The organism is Mesorhizobium sp. M0276 (assembly GCF_040321755.1).
Taxonomy (GTDB): Bacteria; Pseudomonadota; Alphaproteobacteria; order Rhizobiales; family Rhizobiaceae; genus Mesorhizobium.
The window spans coordinates 1-18,266 of record NZ_JAMYSC010000062.1 but is presented as its reverse complement, the minus strand read 5'-3'; the positions used below and the strand labels follow the sequence as shown (position 1 = coordinate 18,266).

The 18,266-nt window shown below is 63.9% G+C and carries 13 protein-coding genes and 2 pseudogenes; 9 read left to right on the top strand and 6 right to left on the bottom strand.

All coding sequences use genetic code 11. The annotated features are described in order from the left end of the window. Positions 1–33: 33 nt before the first annotated feature. Entirely contained in the window at positions 34–1,470 is a 1,437-nt protein-coding gene (rpoN, locus tag NKJ01_RS30800) for an RNA polymerase factor sigma-54 (protein ID WP_352733937.1), read from the bottom strand. 69 nt (positions 1,471–1,539) lie between these two features. Further along, entirely contained in the window at positions 1,540–2,073 is a 534-nt protein-coding gene (locus tag NKJ01_RS30795; protein WP_352733958.1) for a peroxiredoxin, read from the bottom strand. A 1,636-nt stretch (positions 2,074–3,709) separates the two neighbouring features. On the opposite strand from NKJ01_RS30795, the gene NKJ01_RS30790 reads away from it, so the two are divergent. The 9 genes and pseudogenes from NKJ01_RS30790 (at position 3,710) to fni (ending at position 13,639) form a co-directional block, all read left to right on the top strand. Then, positions 3,710–4,912, top strand: coding sequence for a cytochrome P450 (locus tag NKJ01_RS30790; RefSeq protein WP_023724549.1), 1,203 nt, complete (start codon positions 3,710–3,712; stop codon positions 4,910–4,912). A gap of 91 nt (positions 4,913–5,003) precedes the next feature. Continuing rightward, positions 5,004–6,293, top strand: a complete 1,290-nt coding sequence (locus tag NKJ01_RS30785; RefSeq protein WP_352733934.1) for a cytochrome P450 — start codon at positions 5,004–5,006, stop codon at positions 6,291–6,293. Beyond that, positions 6,277–6,420, top strand: a pseudogene (locus NKJ01_RS30780) (ferredoxin); the annotation flags it as partial. The gene NKJ01_RS30785 and the pseudogene NKJ01_RS30780, both read left to right, overlap by 17 nt. A 168-nt stretch (positions 6,421–6,588) precedes the next feature. Further along, positions 6,589–7,431 (top strand): SDR family oxidoreductase, encoded by an 843-nt coding sequence (locus NKJ01_RS30775; RefSeq protein ID WP_023715666.1) that lies wholly within the window; start codon positions 6,589–6,591, stop codon positions 7,429–7,431. Beyond that, complete coding sequence (locus NKJ01_RS30770) at positions 7,431–8,774, top strand: cytochrome P450 (RefSeq protein ID WP_352733932.1); 1,344 nt, start codon at positions 7,431–7,433, stop codon at positions 8,772–8,774. Before NKJ01_RS30775 ends, NKJ01_RS30770 begins: the two co-directional genes overlap by 1 nt. A 148-nt stretch (positions 8,775–8,922) precedes the next feature. Next, positions 8,923–9,912 (top strand): polyprenyl synthetase family protein, encoded by a 990-nt coding sequence (locus NKJ01_RS30765; protein ID WP_352733930.1) that lies wholly within the window; start codon positions 8,923–8,925, stop codon positions 9,910–9,912. A gap of 145 nt (positions 9,913–10,057) precedes the next feature. Beyond that, entirely contained in the window at positions 10,058–11,608 is a 1,551-nt protein-coding gene (locus NKJ01_RS30760; protein ID WP_352733928.1) for a hypothetical protein, read from the top strand. Beyond that, positions 11,605–12,507 carry a terpene synthase family protein gene (locus tag NKJ01_RS30755; RefSeq protein WP_352733926.1) on the top strand — a complete coding sequence of 301 codons (903 nt, stop codon included), beginning with the start codon at positions 11,605–11,607 and terminating at the stop codon, positions 12,505–12,507. Before NKJ01_RS30760 ends, NKJ01_RS30755 begins: the two co-directional genes overlap by 4 nt. Before the next feature lie 28 nt (positions 12,508–12,535). After that, positions 12,536–13,639: a type 2 isopentenyl-diphosphate Delta-isomerase gene (gene fni / locus NKJ01_RS30750; RefSeq protein WP_502905931.1), complete on the top strand. Its 1,104-nt coding sequence runs from the start codon at positions 12,536–12,538 to the stop codon at positions 13,637–13,639. Positions 13,640–14,285: 646 nt separating this feature from the next. Here fni and NKJ01_RS30745 read toward each other — a convergent pair. From NKJ01_RS30745 to NKJ01_RS30730, 4 genes and pseudogenes are all read right to left on the bottom strand, one after another. Then, complete coding sequence (locus tag NKJ01_RS30745) at positions 14,286–14,612, bottom strand: SOS response-associated peptidase family protein (protein WP_352733924.1); 327 nt, start codon at positions 14,610–14,612, stop codon at positions 14,286–14,288. Between the two features lie 340 nt (positions 14,613–14,952). After that, positions 14,953–16,130 (bottom strand): annotated as a pseudogene (locus NKJ01_RS30740) (IS3 family transposase). Positions 16,131–16,776: 646 nt separating this feature from the next. After that, positions 16,777–16,992, bottom strand: coding sequence for a hypothetical protein (locus tag NKJ01_RS30735; RefSeq protein WP_352733922.1), 216 nt, complete (start codon positions 16,990–16,992; stop codon positions 16,777–16,779). 154 nt (positions 16,993–17,146) lie between these two features. Further along, a complete protein-coding gene (locus NKJ01_RS30730) occupies positions 17,147–17,713 on the bottom strand; it encodes a recombinase family protein (protein ID WP_352733920.1) in 567 nt (188 codons plus the stop codon). Positions 17,714–18,266: the final 553 nt, after the last annotated feature.

Genomic DNA, 18,266 nt, shown 5'->3' with positions numbered 1-18,266 from the left:
ATGCAACGTGATGTTGGTTGCCCTGACCCAAATTCAAAAACACAAGCGCATTTCCCGGCGGCGTTGCACGGAGGAGGGGATGTTCATTGCTTCGCGATATTTTGTGACGGTGCGGCGCGCAACATCGATGCCGGTTTCCTTCAGCCGGACAGCGATGTCCTCATCGGAAAGCACGTCGCCGGGAGATTCTGCGGCAATGATCGCTTTGATCCGATGCCGGACAGCTTCGGCGGAGTGCGCATCGCCGCCTTGGCAGGACGCGATCGCGACGGTGAAAAAATACTTCAGTTCAAAGACTCCGCGCGGGGTAAGCATGTACTTGTTCGAGGTCACCCGGCTTACCGTCGACTCGTGCACGCCGATCGCGTCAGCGACGGTTCTAAGATTGAGAGGCCGCAGGTGGGCGACGCCATGTTCCAAAAAGGCATCCTGCTGACGCACGATTTCAGCCGCAACCTTAACAATCGTCTTGGCGCGCTGATCAAGGCTGCGGATTAGCCAGTTCGCGTTTTGCAAGCATTCGTCGAGAAATGCTTGATCTTTCGAATTTTGGGCAGTTTGACGCGTGACTTCGGCATAATAGGTTTGGTTGATCAGCAGCTTTGGCAGCGTGGCGGGATCAAGTTCGATCTGCCACCCGCCTTGCGGCGAGGGCGTGACCCAGACGTCGGGTATGATTGATTCAGACGCACCGGATTCGAATCTGTTCCCAGGCTTGGGATCGAGCGCCCGAATCTCATGCATCATGTCGAGAAGGTCTTCTTCATCGACGCCGCAATGCTGCTTCAGTGCCTCAAAATCCCGTCGCGCAAGCTTTTCAAGATGGGCAACCAAAGCTGCCATTGCCGGGTCGAGCCGATTTCGCTGGCGCAACTGGATCTCGAGGCATTCTCTGAGGCTTCGCGCAAAAACTCCCGGTGGATCAAATTGCTGCAAGGTTCCGAGAACCCGTTCCACAACAGCCTCATGGACATTCAGGCTCTCGGCCAGCTCCAAAAGGTTTGCCCGAAGATAGCCAGTGTCTTCCAGATCGGCGGCAAGCTGGCCAGCGATCAGCCGCTCCTGTGGTGTGAACGCAGTGAGGGCGATCTGACGAGCGACATGGTCGTGCAATGTTTCGGCGAGGGTGGCAAACTCGTCGAGGGAAGGGCCATTGCCCGGGGGGTTGTTGGTCGTGTTGCGAAGTGATTTCCACTGCCCGAGCCGTTCAGGCGACCCTGGCCCGGTCGGTCCTTCAACGGCGTTTGCGCCAGGGCCGATGGGTTGATCCGATCCCGAAATCGAAACATCGTCAAAAGGCCCGCCATCGTTTGATGCAGATTCCAAGAGCGGGTTCTTCTCGATTTCCCGCTCCACGAACTGATGCAGTTCAGTATGCGCCAGTTGCAGCAGGCGAATCGACTCAATGAGTTGAGGCGATGCGACCATGGATTGCTTCTGGCGCTGAAGCAGGCTTGCTGAGGATTGCATGGTGAGCGCGATAATCCTGTCGAGGAGCCTCTTGGGGCCGGCAATGGCACCAGTGAGACGTATTCTAGGTCATGCGGCGGCTTTCAGCGTTTCGAGAACGTTTTGCGGGGACGAGACGCCATAGGGGTCGGCCTCGCAGTTGTCGGAGAAACCTTCCTCCTCGAACCAGTGCTCCACCACGCCATTGTTGATCAGGGCGGCGTAGCGCCAGGAGCGCATCCCGAAGCCGAGATTGTCCTTGGCGACCAGCATGCCCATTTTGCGTGTGAACTCGCCTGAGCCATCGGGGATGAGCTCGACCTGCTTCAGGCCCAAGGACTTCCCCCACGCATTCATGACGAAGGCGTCGTTGACTGAGAGGCAGTAAATCGCGTCAATTCCCTCCTTCTCAAACTCATCATAGAGCTCTTCGAACTTGGGCAATTGGTAGGTCGAGCAGGTCGGCGTGAAGGCGCCAGGCAGCGAGAACAGGATGACCCGCTTGCCGGCAAAGTAGTCGTCAGATGTCTTTTCTTGCCAGCGATATGGATTTGGCCCCTGGACTGACTTATCGTGAACACGCGTGAGAAAGGTGACGAAGGGAACTTTCTTTTGAACTGTCATCAAGTTGCTCCTAAAGAAGACTGCGCTGAATTCTGGTAGAGGCTGGCGCAATACCGGGCAAAGGCTCGTATGCTCGGGCACGGAATGAGGGCCTCGCGGCTCGCAACCTCCTTTTTCCCTCCGACGTATCGGAACGTCTTAGCGGTGCCTTGGCCACCCGAACGCAATCGATCTGAGCGAGCTGGACACCGTCGAGCCGCTTGCTTTCCACGGCTATGGCGCCGGAAGCGGGATCGGTCACCCGCGATCGTGCGTTTGGAAAAGGGATAGCGGCCGGAAGTAGCCAATATCGCAAGCATGTGGCGACCTGAAATGTCACTTCACGCAAAAGACCCGCGTCACTGGACTGGTTCAGCGTGTTGTCGATATGTGGCAGTGACGCGCCGGCCTTGGCTTGGGTGAACCTTTGACGGGGCTCTTGGGCACTCACATGCTGAATAGAATCGGTAAACGGCAATTGCGCGAGCGGCCCGTGTTGGCGTGCCGGCATCGGACCAGCCATGCGCAAAGCGGCCACCGAGAACGGACTTCCGGAGGAGACGATGTCCCGATGTTCAGCGGGAACGGGCACCGTCTCCTCAGGCCACGGTTTGGAGCTTCGCGTGTCGGGCATGGCACAAGTCGCTTTCATCGTGATTTGATGGGCTCTAACCAGGAGCAGCAAGCGGCGTGCCATTTCAAATAGAGGTGCTGTTGGACCGCCCCTTTCTTCTCGGAGGCCGTGTCTTGGAAGATCGGGAGCGCGCTATGCCGCCTCGTCACACAGGCAACAACGATGCTGTATGGTGCGGACATTCGGCGCTTCAGCCCCGGCTGGGCAAAGACGAACCGGAAGCCGAGCCGATGAACTACCTCACACCGCGGGCACCACAGGATTGCGTAGCGTGTGCCGCTAGCGTTCATGGGTGCGCAGGCACGGCTATCGCGAACACGCGCCTGTCGCAGCAACATGAGCGCGCGCTCTTGGGCAAGCGCCCTGGCGCCGTGAGGATCGAATTCCCCAATCGTGTCTGTTTGCCGCCCTCTTATGTTCGAAACTGGACCAGAATGTCGCAGGCCCGACCTAAAGGTCGCCCGAGGCGTTCTGTCCGACACTGTTCCGTCGCCTTTGTTGGCCCGCGACACCGGCTTATTTCGCCTAGCTCTTCTCCGGCCTCAGGCTGAGCCGCTGAGAAGCTGCCACAATTTCTTTCTGCTGCGGCCAAATTGGCACGAGATTTGAAGCACGTTCGTTGCGGGCCGGGAGCCGCCGACCGACTTTCATTTCGTGGATGACACGAATGGAACGAAGAAAGAAAAGCAAAATGTCAAATCCGCGTCGGATAGCGTCTATAGACAGGGGGCCCTCGGCGAAACCGCCTTACCCAACAGCTCGCCGCCCTTGTCGACCCTTGCGCTGGAAATCTTGGCCGGCGGCGAGTCAAAGGCCCACCACACCGACTTTATCCTGACCTCGAAGGTACAGGATAACGTTCTGCATCTCGCCGCGCGTTTGCCTAGGCAGTTAAGCGTTAGCCGATCCTGATAATCGGTCTGCCTTCCGACGACGTCGTCTACATGCCGTCTTAGGTCTTCTCTACCGCAGCGCCCGCCGGTCACCTTCCGCCCTTCCATCGCTATAGAGTGAAGTGCCAGCATGTCCGAACAACCTTTGCCGACGCTGCCGATGTGGCGCGTCGATCACATTGAGCCCTCGCCTGAGATGTTGGCGCTACGGGCCAACGGTCCGATCCACCGCGTGCGCTTCCCGTCCGGGCACGAAGGCTGGTGGGTGACAGGCTATGACGAGGCCCGGGCGGTGTTGTCCGACGCGGCGTTCCGGCCCGCGGGAATGCCGCCGGCGGCATTCACCCCGGATTCGGTGATTCTCGGTTCGCCAGGATGGCTGGTCTCGCACGAGGGGGGCGAGCATACGCGGTTACGCACGATCGTGGCGTCGGCCTTCAGCAACGGCAGGGTGAAGCTGCTCGCGCAGCAGGTCGAGGCGATCGCCGCGCAGTTGTTCGAGACGCTGGCGGCCCAGCCCCAGCCCGCCGATCTGCGGCGCCACCTCTCCTTTCCGCTTCCCGCCATGGTCATTGGCGCGCTGATGGGCGTGCTCTACGAGGATCACGCCTTTTTCGCCGGGCTGTCCGACGAGGTGATGACGCACCAGCATGAAAGCGGCCCGCGAAGCGCGTCGCGCTTGGCCTGGGAAGAACTCCGCGCCTACATTCGCGGCAAGATGCGGGACAAGCGCCAGGATCCGGGCGACAACGTGCTGACGGATCTGCTCGCGGCGGTCGACCAGGGCAAGGCGACCGAGGAAGAGGCGATCGGCCTGGCGGCGGGCATGCTGGTGGCGGGGCACGAGAGCACCGTGGCGCAGATCGAATTCGGCCTGCTGGCCATGTTCCGCCATCCGCAACAGCGCGAACGCCTGGTCGGCGATCCATCCCTGGTGGACAAGGCGGTAGAGGAAATCCTGCGCATGTACCCGCCGGGCGCCGGCTGGGACGGCATCATGCGCTATCCGAGGACCGACGTGACCATCGCGGGCGTGCATGTTCCCGCGGAGAGCAAGGTGCTGGTCGGCCTGCCGGCGACGTCATTCGATCCGCGCCATTTCGACGACCCGGAAATCTTCGACATCGGACGTGACGAAAACCCGCACCTGGCGTTCTCCTACGGGCCCCACAACTGCGTCGGCTTGGCGCTGGCCAGGCTGGAACTCAAGGCGGTGTTCGGTTCGATCTTCCAGCGCTTTCCCGCGCTGCGCCTGGCCGTGGCGCCCGAAGAACTGAAGTTGCGCAAGGAGATCATCACTGGCGGGTTCGAGGAGTTCCCGGTGCTCTGGTGATGCGCGGACGCCACCAGGAATCCCGATGTTCTCGAGTTGCCGGCGCGACTGCCGCGCGCCGACCAGATCAGCCAGCCAACAGGTGACCAAGATGGACGTGCAAGAAACCATGGCATCATGCCGGGACGCCTTCGCCGAACTGGCGTCGCCAGGGTGCATTCAGGACCCGTACCCATTCATGCGGTGGTTGCGCGAGCACGATCCGGTACATCGCGCGGCGTCGGGCCTCTTTCTGTTGAGCCGTCACGCCGACATCTACTGGGCGCTCAAGGCCACGGGCGATGCTTTTCGGGGACCGGCGCCGGGCGAACTGGCGCGCTATTTCCCGCGTGCGGCGACCAGCCTGTCGCTAAGTTTGCTGGCGTCCACTTTAGCGATGAAGGAACCACCAACGCATACGCGTCTGCGCCGGCTGATCTCGCGCGATTTCACCATCGGCCAGATCGACAACCTGAGGCCGACCATCGCTCGCATTGTCGCAGCGCGCCTGGACGGCATGGCGCCCGCGCTGGAGCGCGGGGATGCGGTGGACCTGCATCGGGAATTCGCGCTGGCCTTGCCCATGCTGGTTTTCGGCGAACTGTTCGGCATGCCCCGGGACGACATGTTCGGGCTCGTCGCCGGCATCAGCGCCATTCTGGAAGGCCTGAGCCCGCACGCCAGCGATCCCCAACTCGCCGCGGGCGACGCGGCCAGCGCCAGGGTGCAGGCCTACTTCGGCGACCTCATACAGCGCAAGCGCACCGATTCCAGCCACGACATCGTGTCAATGCTGGTCGGCGCACACGACGGCGATGCCGAGATACTGTCGGATGCGGAATTGATCAGCATGCTGTGGGGCATGCTGCTGGGCGGCTTCGCCACCACTGCCGCGGCCATCGGCCATGCGGTCCTGGCGATGCTGGCGTATCCCGAACAGCGGCATTGGCTGAAGGGAGATGCCGTGGGGGTGAAGGCATTCGTCGAAGAAGCTCTGCGCTACGACGCGCCCGCGATGTTCAGCTCCATTCCGCGTATCGCCCAGCGCGACATCGAACTGGGCGGCGTGGTGATCCCGAAGAACGCGGACGTGCGCGTGCTGATCGCGGCCGGCAATCGCGACCCGGACGCCTTCGCCGATCCCGATCGCTTCGATCCCGTGCGGTTCTACGGCACCAGTCCTGGCATGTCGATCGACGGGAAGATCATGCTGACCTTCGGCCATGGGATCCACTTCTGCCTTGGTGCGCAACTGGCCCGGGTGCAGTTGGCCGAGAGCCTGCCGCGGATCCAGGCGCGCTTCCCCACGCTGGCATTGGCCGAGCAGCCGACCCGGGAGCCCTCCGCGTTCCTTAGGACATTCCGCGCGCTGCCGGTACGGCTGCATGGGCAGGAGGGCTGAGATGCGCGTCGTGGTCGATCAGGATCTGTGCGGAACGACCGGGCAGTGCGTGCTGACGCTGCCGGGCACCTTTCGCCAGCGCGAACCGGACGGCGTGGCCGAAGTGTGCGTGGCGACGGTCCCGCAGGCGCTGCACGCCGCCGTGCGGCTTGCGGCCAACCAGTGCCCGGTCGCCGCCATTCGTGTCATCGAAAGCGACGCTGGCCATGACGAGCGCGCCAGCGCCGACCCTGCGCCCTCTCCGGTGGAGGCCGAGCGGCATGCTGCGAAAGACCAATGCAATTCAGGAGACACGATGGGACGGTTTGAAGGCAAGGTGGCCGTGGTGACCGGCGCCGGCGCCGGCATCGGCAAGGCATGCGCTCTCGCCATCGCGCGCGGGGGCGGCAGAGTGGTGGTGGCCGACATTGATGGCTCGGCGGCCATCGCCTGCACTGCGCAGATCGCGGCCGAAGCAGGCCACGCGCTGCCCATAGCCATGGATATCGCTGATGAGCAGGCGGTGGCAGCGCTGTTCGAGACGGCGGAGCGGCACTTCGGGGGGGTCGACCTGCTGGTGAACAATGCGAGCGCCGTGCATCTGACCCCGCGCGACCGCGCGATCCTCGAGCTGGACCTGGCGGTATGGGACCAGACCATGGCGACCAATCTGCGCGGCACGCTGCTCTGCTGCCGGCAGGCCATCCCACGGATGATCGCCCGCGGCGGTGGCGCGATCGTCAACATGTCGTCGTGCCAGGGGCTCAGCGGTGACACGGCGCAGACGTCCTACGCCGCGTCGAAGGCAGCGATTAACATGCTGTCGGCCTCGCTCGCCACCCAGTACGGTCACTCTCAGATCCGCTGCAACGCGGTTGCGCCGGGTCTTATCATGACCGAGCGTCTCCTCGCCAAGCTGGACGAGTGCATGCAACGCCATCTGCGTCGGCACCAGCTCCTGCCGCGCGTCGGCCGTCCCGAGGACGTTGCCGCGCTGGTGGCGTTCCTGCTCTCCGACGATGCTGCGTTCATCACCGGCCAGGTCGTGTGCATCGATGGCGGCATGCTGGCGCATGTGCCGACATACGCCGACGGTGGCAACAGCTGCGCCGCGCGCCCTGCCGGCGACACCGGATCGGCGGCGGCGGCGCGCTGCTGATGGACATGCTGCTCAACCCACTCAACCGTCGGCACCGGCTGCGATGCGACATCCCGGTCATGCCTGGCGCTTTCCCCCTGGTCGGGCATCTTCCTGCCATTGTCTGCGACCTGCCGCGCCTGCTGGAGCGCGCAGAACGGACGCTGGGCAGCCACTTCTGGCTGGATTTCGGCCCTGCCGGACATCTGATGACCTGTGTGGATCCGGACGCATTCTCACTGCTCAGGCACAAGGACGTGTCATCGGCGCTGATCGAAGAGATCGCGCCCGAATTGCTTGGCGGAACGTTGGTTGCCCTGGACGGCGGCGCGCACCGGCAGGCGCGCGATGCCATCAAGGCAGCGTTCTTGCCCAGGGGGCTGACCCAGGCCGGGATCGGCGACCTGTTCGCGCCTGTCATCCAGGCGCGGGTGCAGGCGTGGCGCGCCCGCGGCGAGGTACCCATCCTGCGCGAAACCGGCGACCTGATGCTGAAGCTCATCTTCAGCCTCATGGGAATCCCCGCGCAGGACCTGCCGGGATGGCATCGCAAGTACCGGCAATTGCTGCAGTTGATCGTCGCGCCACCGGTCGACCTGCCCGGACTGCCCTTGCGGCGCGGCCGTGCCGCCCGCGGCTGGATCGACGCGCAGTTGCGCCTGTTCGTCCGCGATGCGCGCGCGCATGCCGCGCGCACCGGGTTGATCAACGACATGGTGAGCGCCTTCGACCGCAGCGACGGTCCGCTCTCCGATGACGTCCTGGTCGCGAATATTCGCTTGCTGCTGCTTGCCGGTCACGACACCACTGCCTCGACGATGGCCTGGATTGTAATCGAGCTGGCGCGGCAGCCTGTGCTGTGGGACGCCCTGGTTGAGGAGGCGCAACGCGTGGGCGCGGTGCCGACCCGGCACGCGGACCTGGCGCAGTGTCCGGTCGCCGAGGCGCTGTTCCGCGAGACACTGCGCCTGCATCCGGCGACCACGCTCCTGCCGCGTCGCGCGCTGCAGGAATTGCAACTCGGCCAACGGCGCATTCCCGCGGGCACCCATCTATGCATCCCGCTGCTGCATTTCTCGACCTCGGCGCTGCTGCACGAGGCGCCTGATCAGTTCCGCCTGGCGCGGTGGCTGCAACGCACGGAGCCGATCCGGCCCGTGGACATGCTGCAGTTCGGTACTGGCCCACACGTCTGCATCGGCTACCACCTGGTATGGCTGGAAATGGTGCAGTTCTGCATCGCCTTGGCGCTGACCATGCACAAGGCCGGGGTGCGGCCGCAGTTGCTGAGCGACGTCGCAAAAGGCCGGCGCTATTACCCTACCGCACATCCGTCAATGAAAATTCGAATAGGCTTTTCATGAGCTGGCATCGCATGCCCTGTGTGGCAAGGCAGCGGCGCCGGCGGGGCGCGGCATTGCTGCACTCAGCGCACGCACTCGTGTGACGCCGGCAACACCGTGACGGCTTGCGCTCGCCGTGGCCGTCTCAGCTACAAGGACATGACACAACATGCAGACCGGTTCCACTCCACGCGACCGAATTGGCGTTTCCGCATCCGGCGGATTGGGCGCGCAGGCGCGCGGCGCCTCTGGCGGGCTGCTCCCGGAGATCTGGATGCAGGACGGCGCAAAGCGGGTCGAACAGGCGCTGGCGCGTCTGCTCTGCGCCGAAGACGACGGTAAGACAGGGCTGATGGCAGCCATGCGCTACGCCACCTTGCATGGCGGGAAGCGCACCCGCGCCTTGCTCTGTCTGGCTGCCGGCGCACTGGCGGGCACGCCGGCGCACATGCTCGACGACGTCGGTGCCGCGATCGAGATGATGCACGCCTGTACCCTGGTCCACGACGACCTGCCCGCGATGGATGACGACGTGCTTCGCCGCGGCCTTCCGACCGTGCACGTAAAGTTCGGCGAAGCCACTGCGATCCTGGTCGGCGATGCGCTGCAGGCCCACGCCTTCCTCACCTTGGCGAGCCTGGATGCGCCGGGCGACAATCGTATCGCGCTCGTGCGCGAACTGGCGCAGGCGGTGTCCGCCGAGGGTGCCGCAGGCGGGCAGGCCATCGATCTGTCGCTGGTCGGAAAGCACGCCGGGCTGGACAGGATCCTGGCGATGCACCGGATGAAAACCGGAGCGCTAGTGCGCGCGTCGGTTCGCATGGGCGCGCTATATTCCATCGCGGAGGATGCCGCGCACGCTGCGCTGTATGCTGCGCTCGATCGCTACACCGCCTGTTTTGGCCTGGCTTTGCAGGTGGCCGACGACATTCTCGACGCGACGGCGGATACCGCGACTCTTGGCAAGACCCCCGGCAAGGACGCGGCGGCGCAGAAGCCGACCTGCGCGTCGATCATGGGGCTGCAGGCAGCGCGCCACTTCGCGCTGTACTTGTTGCACGACGCCGGGGAGGCTATCGCCCCTCTGGGGCCGCGTGCGGAAGGGTTGGCGCAGATGCTGCAGCGGGCCAAGGTCTATCTGTCCGCGCCATACGCATGAGCGGCCCATCCGTAAGGACTCGCCCCTGTGCTGGTGCGATCGGCCGGCGGGCGCTGCATGCTGCACTGTATCCGTGTCGGCGGCGACGTGCGCGGCGTCTGCCCGTTTCTGTTCTCGTTAGCCCTCTGCAGAAGGAACATCCCGCGTGAACGCGCTGTCCGAACAGATCCTTTCCGAATTGCGTCACCTGCTGAGCGAGATGAGCGACGGCGGCAGCGTCGGTCCGTCCGTATACGACACGGCGCGAGCTCTGCAGTTCGACGGCAACGTCACCGGTCGGCACGACGCATACGCGTGGCTCATCGCGCAGCAACAGGCCGATGGCGGATGGGGAAGTGCGGACTTCCCGCTGTTTCGCCATGCGCCCACGTGGGCGGCGTTGCTGGCATTGCAGCGTGCCGATCCTCTTCCTGGCGCTGCCGACGCAGTCCACGCTGCAACCCGGTTCATCGAGCGCCAGCCCGATCCCTACGCGCATGCGGTGCCGGAAGACGCGCCCATCGGCGCGGAGCTGATCCTGCCGCAGTTGTGCGACGAGGCCGCATCCTTGCTGGGCGGCTTGGCGTTTTCGCGCCACCCGGCGCTGTTGCCGTTGCGGCAAGCACGCCTGGTCAAGTTGGGCGCTGTGGCGACGTTGCCGAGCGGCCATCCGTTGCTGCACTCCTGGGAAGCCTGGGGGACGTCGCCGGCCACCGCATGCCCGGACGACGACGGCAGCATCGGCATCAGTCCAGCGGCCACCGCCGCGTGGCGTGCGCACGCCGTGACACAGGGAAGAACGGCGCAAGTCTGGCGCACCGACGGGTATCTGCAGGCGGCATCGCGGGCGACGCGCACCGGCATCGAAGGTGTCGTTCCCAACGTCTGGCCAATCAATGTGTTCGAGCCATCCTGGTCGCTGTACACCCTGCATCTGGCCGGTCTGTTCGCGCATCCCGCGCTCGCCGAGGCGGTGCAAGTGATCATCGCGCAACTCGACGCCCGCCTCGGAGTCCGCGGTCTGGGCCCTGCCTTGCACTTCGCGGCCGATGCGGACGACACCGCCGTTGCGTTGTGCGTCCTTCGCCTTGCAGGGCGCGACCCGGCGGCCGACGCGTTGCGCCAGTTCGAAACCGGCGAGCTCTTCGTCACCTTCCCGGGCGAGCGCAATGCCTCGGTGTCGACGAACATCCATGCCCTGCATGCGTTGCGAATGTTGGGAAAGCCCGCCGCCGGCACCAGCGCCTACGTCGAGGCCAATCGCAACCCGCACGGTCTATGGGACAACGAAAAATGGCACGTTTCGTGGCTGTATCCCACCGCGCATGCGATTGCTGCGCTCGCGCAAGGCAAGCCCCAGTGGCGCGAGGAGCGCGCGCTGACAGCGCTGCTGCAGGCGCAGCGCGATGACGGCGGCTGGGGCGCCGGTCGCGCGTCCACATTCGAGGAAACCGCCTATGCGCTGTTCGCGTTGCACGTGATGGACGGGAGCGAAGAGCCGGCAGGGCGCCGGCGCATCGCGCAGGCGGTGGCGGGTGCGCTGAAGTGGATGCTCGCCCGCCACGCAGCGCACGCACTGCCCCAGACACCGCTGTGGATCGGCAAGGAACTGTATTGCCCCACCCGGGTGGTGCGCGTGGCCGAACTCGCCGGGTTGTGGCTGGCGCTTCGTTGGGGGCGGCGCGTCTCGGCCGAGGGAGCAGGAGCGGGGCCATGATCCCGACCCATCGCGCGCTGCAACAGGTGCTGGAGTGGGGGCGTTCCCTGACCGGGTTCGCCGACGAGCATGGCGTGGAAGCAGTCCGGGGCGGCCAGTACATCCTGCAGCGCATCCAGCCGAGCCTGCGCGACACCAGCGCCCGCACGGGCCGCGATCCGCTGGACGAGACGCTGATCGTGGCGTTCTATCGAGAACTGGCGCTGCTGTTCTGGCTCGACGATTGCAACGACCTTGACCTGATCGCGCCGGAGCAGCTCGCCGCGGTGGAGCAGGCGCTCGGGCAAGGCGTGCCGTGCGCGCTCCCCGGATTCGAGGGCTGTGCTGTGCTGCGCGCTTCGCTCGCCGCGCTCGCCTACGATCGTCGCGACTATGCTCAGCTTCTCTACCATACCCGGTGCTACTGCGCGGCGCTGCGTGCCGGACACGCGCAGGCGGCAGGGGCAGAGCGCTGGTCCTACGCCGAGTACTTGCAGAACGGCGTGGATTCGATCGCCTACACGAACGTGTTCTGTTGCCTGTCCTTGCTGTGGGGGCTGGACATGGCGACCTTGCGCGCGCATCCGGCGTTTCGCCAGGTCCTGCGGCTCATCTCCGCGATAGGGCGCTTGCAGAACGATCTGCATGGACGCGAAAAGGATAAGTCGGCCGGCGAGGGAGCTAACGCGGCGATCCTGCTGCTGCAGCGCTATCCGGCTATGCCTGTGGTGGAGTTCCTCAACGACGAGCTGGCCGGCCATACGCGCATGCTGCACCGGGTGATGGCGCAAGAACCCTTTCCACCGCCGTGGGGACCGTTGATCGAAGCCATGGCGGCCATCCGCGCGCAGTACTACCAGACCTCAACCAGCCGCTACCGCAGCGACGCTGCGGGGGGAGGCGAGCGTGCGCCGGCCTGAACGCGCGGGAAACGGCGGCGTGCGCGCGCTGCCGTCGGTCCGATCCGACGCAACGCCGTCGCCCGATGCGGCGGATGGGGCGAGCATCAGCGACACCAAGCTGAGCCGGCGCAAGGACGACCACCTGGACATCGTGCTGGATCGGCGAACGGCGTGGGCCAAGGCCGCCGGCTGGGAGTGCATTCGTTTCGAACACTGCGCATTGCCCGAGTTGGACCTGACGCAGATCGACCTCAGCGCCTCGCTGCTTGGCAAGACCATGCGCGCGCCGCTGCTGATCAGCTCCATGACCGGCGGCATGCCACGCGCGGAGTCCATCAACCGGCATCTGAGCGAGGCAGCGCAAGCCTTAGGGATCGCCATGTGCGTCGGTTCGCAGCGCGTGAGCCTGCAATCCCGCAACTCCCATGGGCTGACGCGCGCGCTGCGCCGCCTGGCCCCAGACGTTCCATTGCTTGCCAATATCGGCGCCGCGCAACTGCGCGAGGCCGACGGTCTGGACCTCGCGCGCCGGGCGGTGGATGCACTGGAGGCCGATGGACTCATCGTCCATCTCAATCCGCTGCAGGAAGCGGTACAGCCGGAAGGCGACCGCGACTGGCGCGGCGTCCTGGCGCAGATCGCTCGCGCCGCACGCAGCGTGGGCGTGCCGATCGTGGCCAAGGAAGTCGGGTCGGGCCTGTCCGCCTCGGTGGCCTGTGCGCTCGTCGAGGCGGGCGTGGCGGTGATCGATGTCGCCGGCGCCGGCGGCACCAGTTGGGCCGCGGTAGAGGGCGAGCGCGCCCCCGATGCCGCCGACCGCGCAGTGGCGATGGCGTTCGCCGATTGGGGGATTGCGACCCCGGCCAGTGTGCAGGCGGTACGTCAGGCGCTGCCAGCGGTGAAGCTGATCGCGTCGGGCGGGATCCGCGACGGCGTCGACGTGGCCAAGGCCATCCGCCTGGGCGCGGACATCGCCGGCCAGGCAGCCGGCGTGCTGCGCGCGGCTACGGTATCCACCGAGGCGGTTGTCGCGCATTTCGAGATCGTCATCCGCCAGTTGGCCGTCGCCTGCTTCTGCACCGGCTCGGCTGATCTGGCGGCGTTGCGTCAGGCGCGCTTGTTGCCCTCGGCGCATCTGCCCGCCGGTTGATGCCGGCGTCGCCCGCACGTGGCGGCGGGCGCTAGTCTTACTGAGTCAGAAAGTCGCGGATGCGGGGGGAATCGCGCTGGTCGCGGATTTGTTAGGGTGCTGCTTCGTGATCAGGGAAGCGCCCCGCCACTCGACTGGACAGCCGAGAGTGAAGCCGCATTCGACTCCTATGTCGATGCTTTGACGGGGTGATCGGTCACGCCGACCGAGCTGAGCCCCTGAAGGGGTCGGGATATGGTGTGCCGGAAGACCCGCAGGGAGTAGATGGTACAAATCCATTGCAATGAAGGAGTATTCCTGCAAGCAACGGAGAAGGTAAGCCAGCCTCAATCCCTTGTGTTTGCTTGGTGTTATGCAAATTAGGCACCGATCCACATTGCCCCCGAGTCATACCCGGTCGGTCGTGAGGTGCCTCCGGTTATCCACAGCACTTCCCGGCAAGGTGCCCAACGCCCATTAGAGGCGCATGGATCGGCTTGATCAGGGCGTTGGGCGCGGTCGTCATGAAGCCGTAAAGCTCGAAATCGCCGGCGCCGTCCTTGACCTTGCGCACCCCATGCCATGGCGTCCAGAGGCCAGCGAAGAAGAAAAGCGGCCGGTCCTCATTGAGCGCGAACCAATCCGCTGAATACCCGTCTCAGGGTCCTTATCGCCGGGTGTTGGGCTGGGCTCCGAGAAGCACCACACAGCGATGCTCAACCCCAACATACTGCTGCCAATGGCCATATTGTGGGTTGCGGATGTTGGTGGTGCCGTAGTCGGCCTTGCCCTTGACCCGTTCGAGCGGTGTCGGGATTCCCCAAAGCAGGTTGGCGACTTCACGTTGCCCGTCTGCCGCATTGCGGACCACCGGACCGGGCTGGTTGGGGTAGATGTCGATGGACGGTTCAGGTTGCCTGAGATGGTCGCGCAGAGCCCTGGTGCACTGGCGTATGGCTTCTTGCGACGTGGTGATGTTGTACAGATTGCACATCTAGGAAGGAGCAACCCCGTTCTTTTGGCAAGCATGGAAAGAGCTTTTTCCTTGATATCTGCCGCGACCAAAGTCAGAGCTTCGTCGCGATCCTTGAAACTTGCGATCGATGTACCCTTGAGGGTCGCCTGAAAAGACCCGAAGACCTCTTCCTGCCACAGGCAATTTCTCGCGATCACTGGAATAACAACCGCCGTGTTGTTGGCCTCTCTCTCCATCGCGTGGGTTAGCTCAATCTGGTTGCAATAACGCGAGTTGATAAAGTCAACGCTTATCAGGAGGATGATAATGTCGGCGCTCTCTAGATTGCCCTTGATGGCGTTGACCTGCCACTGAACTGTCATACGATTAGAGCCTTGGCCGTTTCTGTTACGCCTTTGGCGCGGGTTGAGCAACCGGTGGAGGCGCGGAGCCTTCGATCAGCCCAGCGTCGGAGCCGGTTGCGGTGATGACCTCGGCAAAGGCTGCCGGGGTCTGGTAGCCGAGCGAGGAATGAGGCCTCGCGGTGTTGAAGTCCTCCCGCCATTCGGCGATGGCGCTGCGGGCGTGGTCGAGGCCGAAGAACAGGCTCTCGTTCAAGAGCTCGTCGCGCATGCGACCGTTGAAGGATTCGACATAGCCATTCTGCATCGGCTTGCCCGGCGCGATGTAGTGCCATTCGATCCCGTGATCCTTCGACCAGGCGAGGATGGCGTTCGAGGTGAACTCGGTGCCATGGTCGGAGACGATCATGCCCGGCTTGCCGCGCTGGGCGATCAGTTCCGTCAGCTCGCGGGCAACCCGACGGCCGGAGATCGAGGTGTCCGGAATCGCGGCCAGGCATTCGCGCGTCACCTCGTCGACGACGTTGAGCAAGCGGAAGCGCCGGCCACAGGCGAACTGGTCATGCACGAAATCCAGCGCCAGCGCGCATTCGGCTTTGCCTCGACCAGGATCGGCGCCCGCGTGCCGATTGCTCGCCGCCGTGTCCGGCGCTTGCGCACGTCAGACCTTCCTCGCGATAGAGACGGTAGATACGGTTGACCCCAGATGCCTCGCCCTCGCGCCTGAGCAGGATGAACAGCCGCCGGTAGCCGAAGCGTCGGCGCTCGTTGGCGAGGTCACGCAGCCGACCGCGCAGCTCCGTCTCAGGCGGCCGCCGGGACTGGTAGCGGATCATCTTGCGATCGGCACCGACGAAGGAACAGGCCCGACGCTCCGATAGGCCCATGACGGCCTGCAGATGCGCTACGGCTTCGCGCTTGGCGGCGGGCCCTACCATTTTTTGACAGAAGCTCGCGCAATGCCGAGGCTTCGAGCATCTGGTCGGCAAGCAGCTTCTTCAGCTTGGCGTTCTCGTCTTCCAGAGCCTTCAGCCGCTTGGCGTCAGAGACGTCCATCCCGCCATACTTGGCCTTCCAGTTATACAGCGTGCCTCGGCGATCCCATGCTTGCGCGCCAGGTCGCCCGCCTTTGCACCCGCCTCATACTCGCGCAGAACGTGATGATCTGCTCTTCCGTGAACCGCTTTCTCTTCATCAGTCCGTCCTTCGATCAAGGGGCCGGACTCTAATCCCAGATGGAGGAAATTCTCAGTGCGCAGGTCAGGCCGCACCTTGCCCTCTCGATCACGTTAATCGCCAGTTCCATGCCCCGGCGCCGAACATGCTGTGGGTCTCCGACTTCACCTACGTCGCGACCTGGACGGGCCCATGAGCGTGTCTATCGCCGGATCGAGCCGGCCGGTCCTGAAATCTACCAGATTGGCGAACAGCTCTAGCACTTCGATCGCCACCGATCCGAGCGGCCCGCTACGCGCGCCGGCTGGCGCTGGGCCAGCTCGTAACGCTTGGCGGCCAAGAGGATTGTGCGCACCTCCTGGCGGTTCGTCCGTCGCCAGAATACCCCTTCGCAACGTCCGGCCGCGCGGGAATGCCGCCGAACGGGCGTGCGCTCCCGTTCGGCCGGTGCCCCTGCGAGCACCGCCCCAATTTGTTCAAACATCGTTCCTTCGTCCTCCGTCTAGGAGGGCATGGACAGCGGACAAAGATTCAGCGTTCCTGCAAGACGCATGTCTTGCAGGGTGGCTCGCTCTCGACTATGTTGGGGGCTGTTCAGGCGGACCTAACATGGCCGTTTCCGGAATCCGAAAACCCCTCGCCGCTGCTAACGGCTAGGGGTTTTTTCATTTTATGCCCTCGTGCTTTTTCTCGAAATAGAACCTCAATGCAGCCTCGATGATGGGAGTGCGGCCACGCACCCCCTCAGCATCCTTTGTCTGATCGATCTGTACGATCAGCTCGGCGGGAAGGTAGGTGTTCACCAACTGCCGGCCAGCCGCGACCTGGCGCGCCCTATGGGCAGCAACCTTCTCTTTAACTGGCAAGACTTGGCGACTCATGGGTTAGAAGAAACTTCGTTTTCTCCGATTCTGCAACCCCATATGGCCAAAGGACTGGAATCCCAGTTTGGCAGGTGGTCTCGGCTGTTTGGATGGCGGAAACAAACAAAAACCGTCCGAATCGTGACGGCTCGACGGTCCTTCCCTCGGAAAATCAGAGAGGCGCGGCCGCCGCGTCAGCAATTGCCCGATAGAGGGTCGCGCGATGCACCTTCAGGAGCCGCGCAACCTCGGCCACGGGCTTGTCCTGGGCGATGAGCTGGCGAGCATGCGCAACCTGATCAGCCGATAGGGCAGGGGAGGGGCCGAACCGCACCCCGCGCGCCCTGGCCGCGATCCGGCCGGCGCTGGTGCGCTCCGCGATCAAGGATCGCTCGAAATCCGCAATGCCAGCGAACACGGTCAACACCATGCGGCCGGCCGGCGTCGTCGTATCGGCCCACGGCTCGGCCAAGGATCGCAAGTCGGCCTCGGCCTCCCTGATGCGCTCGGCAATGTCGAGAAGATCGCGCGTCGATCGGGCGAGGCGGTCTAGCCTGGTGACCGTCACCACGTCGCCGGCGCGCAAATGATCGAGCATCTTCAACAGCTCGGGCCGATCGCGCTTCGCCCCCGAAACCTTTTCCTCAAAGAGGCGAATGCAGCCGGCCGCGCCAAGCGCCGCGCGCTGCTGGTCGAGGTCTTGGCCCTGGGTGGAGACGCGAGCATAGCCGATTATCATGGCGGGGGATTCCTGTCGCAAGTTATGTCGCAGGATAGTTACCACTTGCGACAAAGACATGCGACACCAAAACCCCCTGATTTTCAGGGGTCACCGATCCGTCGCAGGTTTCAGGAATTACGCGACAGCATCTCAGCAATCACGGCGAAAATTGGGGAAAATGTGCGCAAAGAACGAGAAAACGCCGATTTTCCGCGACCAATTCGCATTTATTAGCGCAAGCCACTCATTCACATCTACTACCTTTACGATGGGGAAGGTTCTGAGCTGGTCCGCTGTCGAGGGGCAGCTAGCAATATCGATATGATTAACTTCGAATCGAAGACACATGTTAATCGCACAATTGGTAATACTTAAGCGACCGCGTAAAGAATTAAAGAAAAATCTGTTAGGGACTTAGCTGGTCGTTACCGGGCATCTAGAGGAGATCAACTATGAGCATGCATCGAGACGGCCCAGCTTCGCCGCTGTTCCGGCCTGTCAGCTTTGATGGCAACTTCACATTCGAGGAGCTTGCAGGCCATCAAGACGTATCGGCCGAGCTGGCGCAGGC

Coding starts and splice junctions, on each gene's coding strand:
- rpoN (WP_352733937.1), bottom strand. CDS start 1,470: ATGCAATCCTCAGCAAGCCTGCTTCAGCGCCAGAAGCAATCCATGGTC.
- NKJ01_RS30795 (WP_352733958.1), bottom strand. CDS start 2,073: ATGACAGTTCAAAAGAAAGTTCCCTTCGTCACCTTTCTCACGCGTGTT.
- NKJ01_RS30790 (WP_023724549.1), top strand. CDS start 3,710: ATGTCCGAACAACCTTTGCCGACGCTGCCGATGTGGCGCGTCGATCAC.
- NKJ01_RS30785 (WP_352733934.1), top strand. CDS start 5,004: ATGGACGTGCAAGAAACCATGGCATCATGCCGGGACGCCTTCGCCGAA.
- NKJ01_RS30775 (WP_023715666.1), top strand. CDS start 6,589: ATGGGACGGTTTGAAGGCAAGGTGGCCGTGGTGACCGGCGCCGGCGCC.
- NKJ01_RS30770 (WP_352733932.1), top strand. CDS start 7,431: ATGGACATGCTGCTCAACCCACTCAACCGTCGGCACCGGCTGCGATGC.
- NKJ01_RS30765 (WP_352733930.1), top strand. CDS start 8,923: ATGCAGACCGGTTCCACTCCACGCGACCGAATTGGCGTTTCCGCATCC.
- NKJ01_RS30755 (WP_352733926.1), top strand. CDS start 11,605: ATGATCCCGACCCATCGCGCGCTGCAACAGGTGCTGGAGTGGGGGCGT.
- NKJ01_RS30745 (WP_352733924.1), bottom strand. CDS start 14,612: ATGTGCAATCTGTACAACATCACCACGTCGCAAGAAGCCATACGCCAG.
- NKJ01_RS30735 (WP_352733922.1), bottom strand. CDS start 16,992: ATGAGTCGCCAAGTCTTGCCAGTTAAAGAGAAGGTTGCTGCCCATAGG.
- NKJ01_RS30730 (WP_352733920.1), bottom strand. CDS start 17,713: ATGATAATCGGCTATGCTCGCGTCTCCACCCAGGGCCAAGACCTCGAC.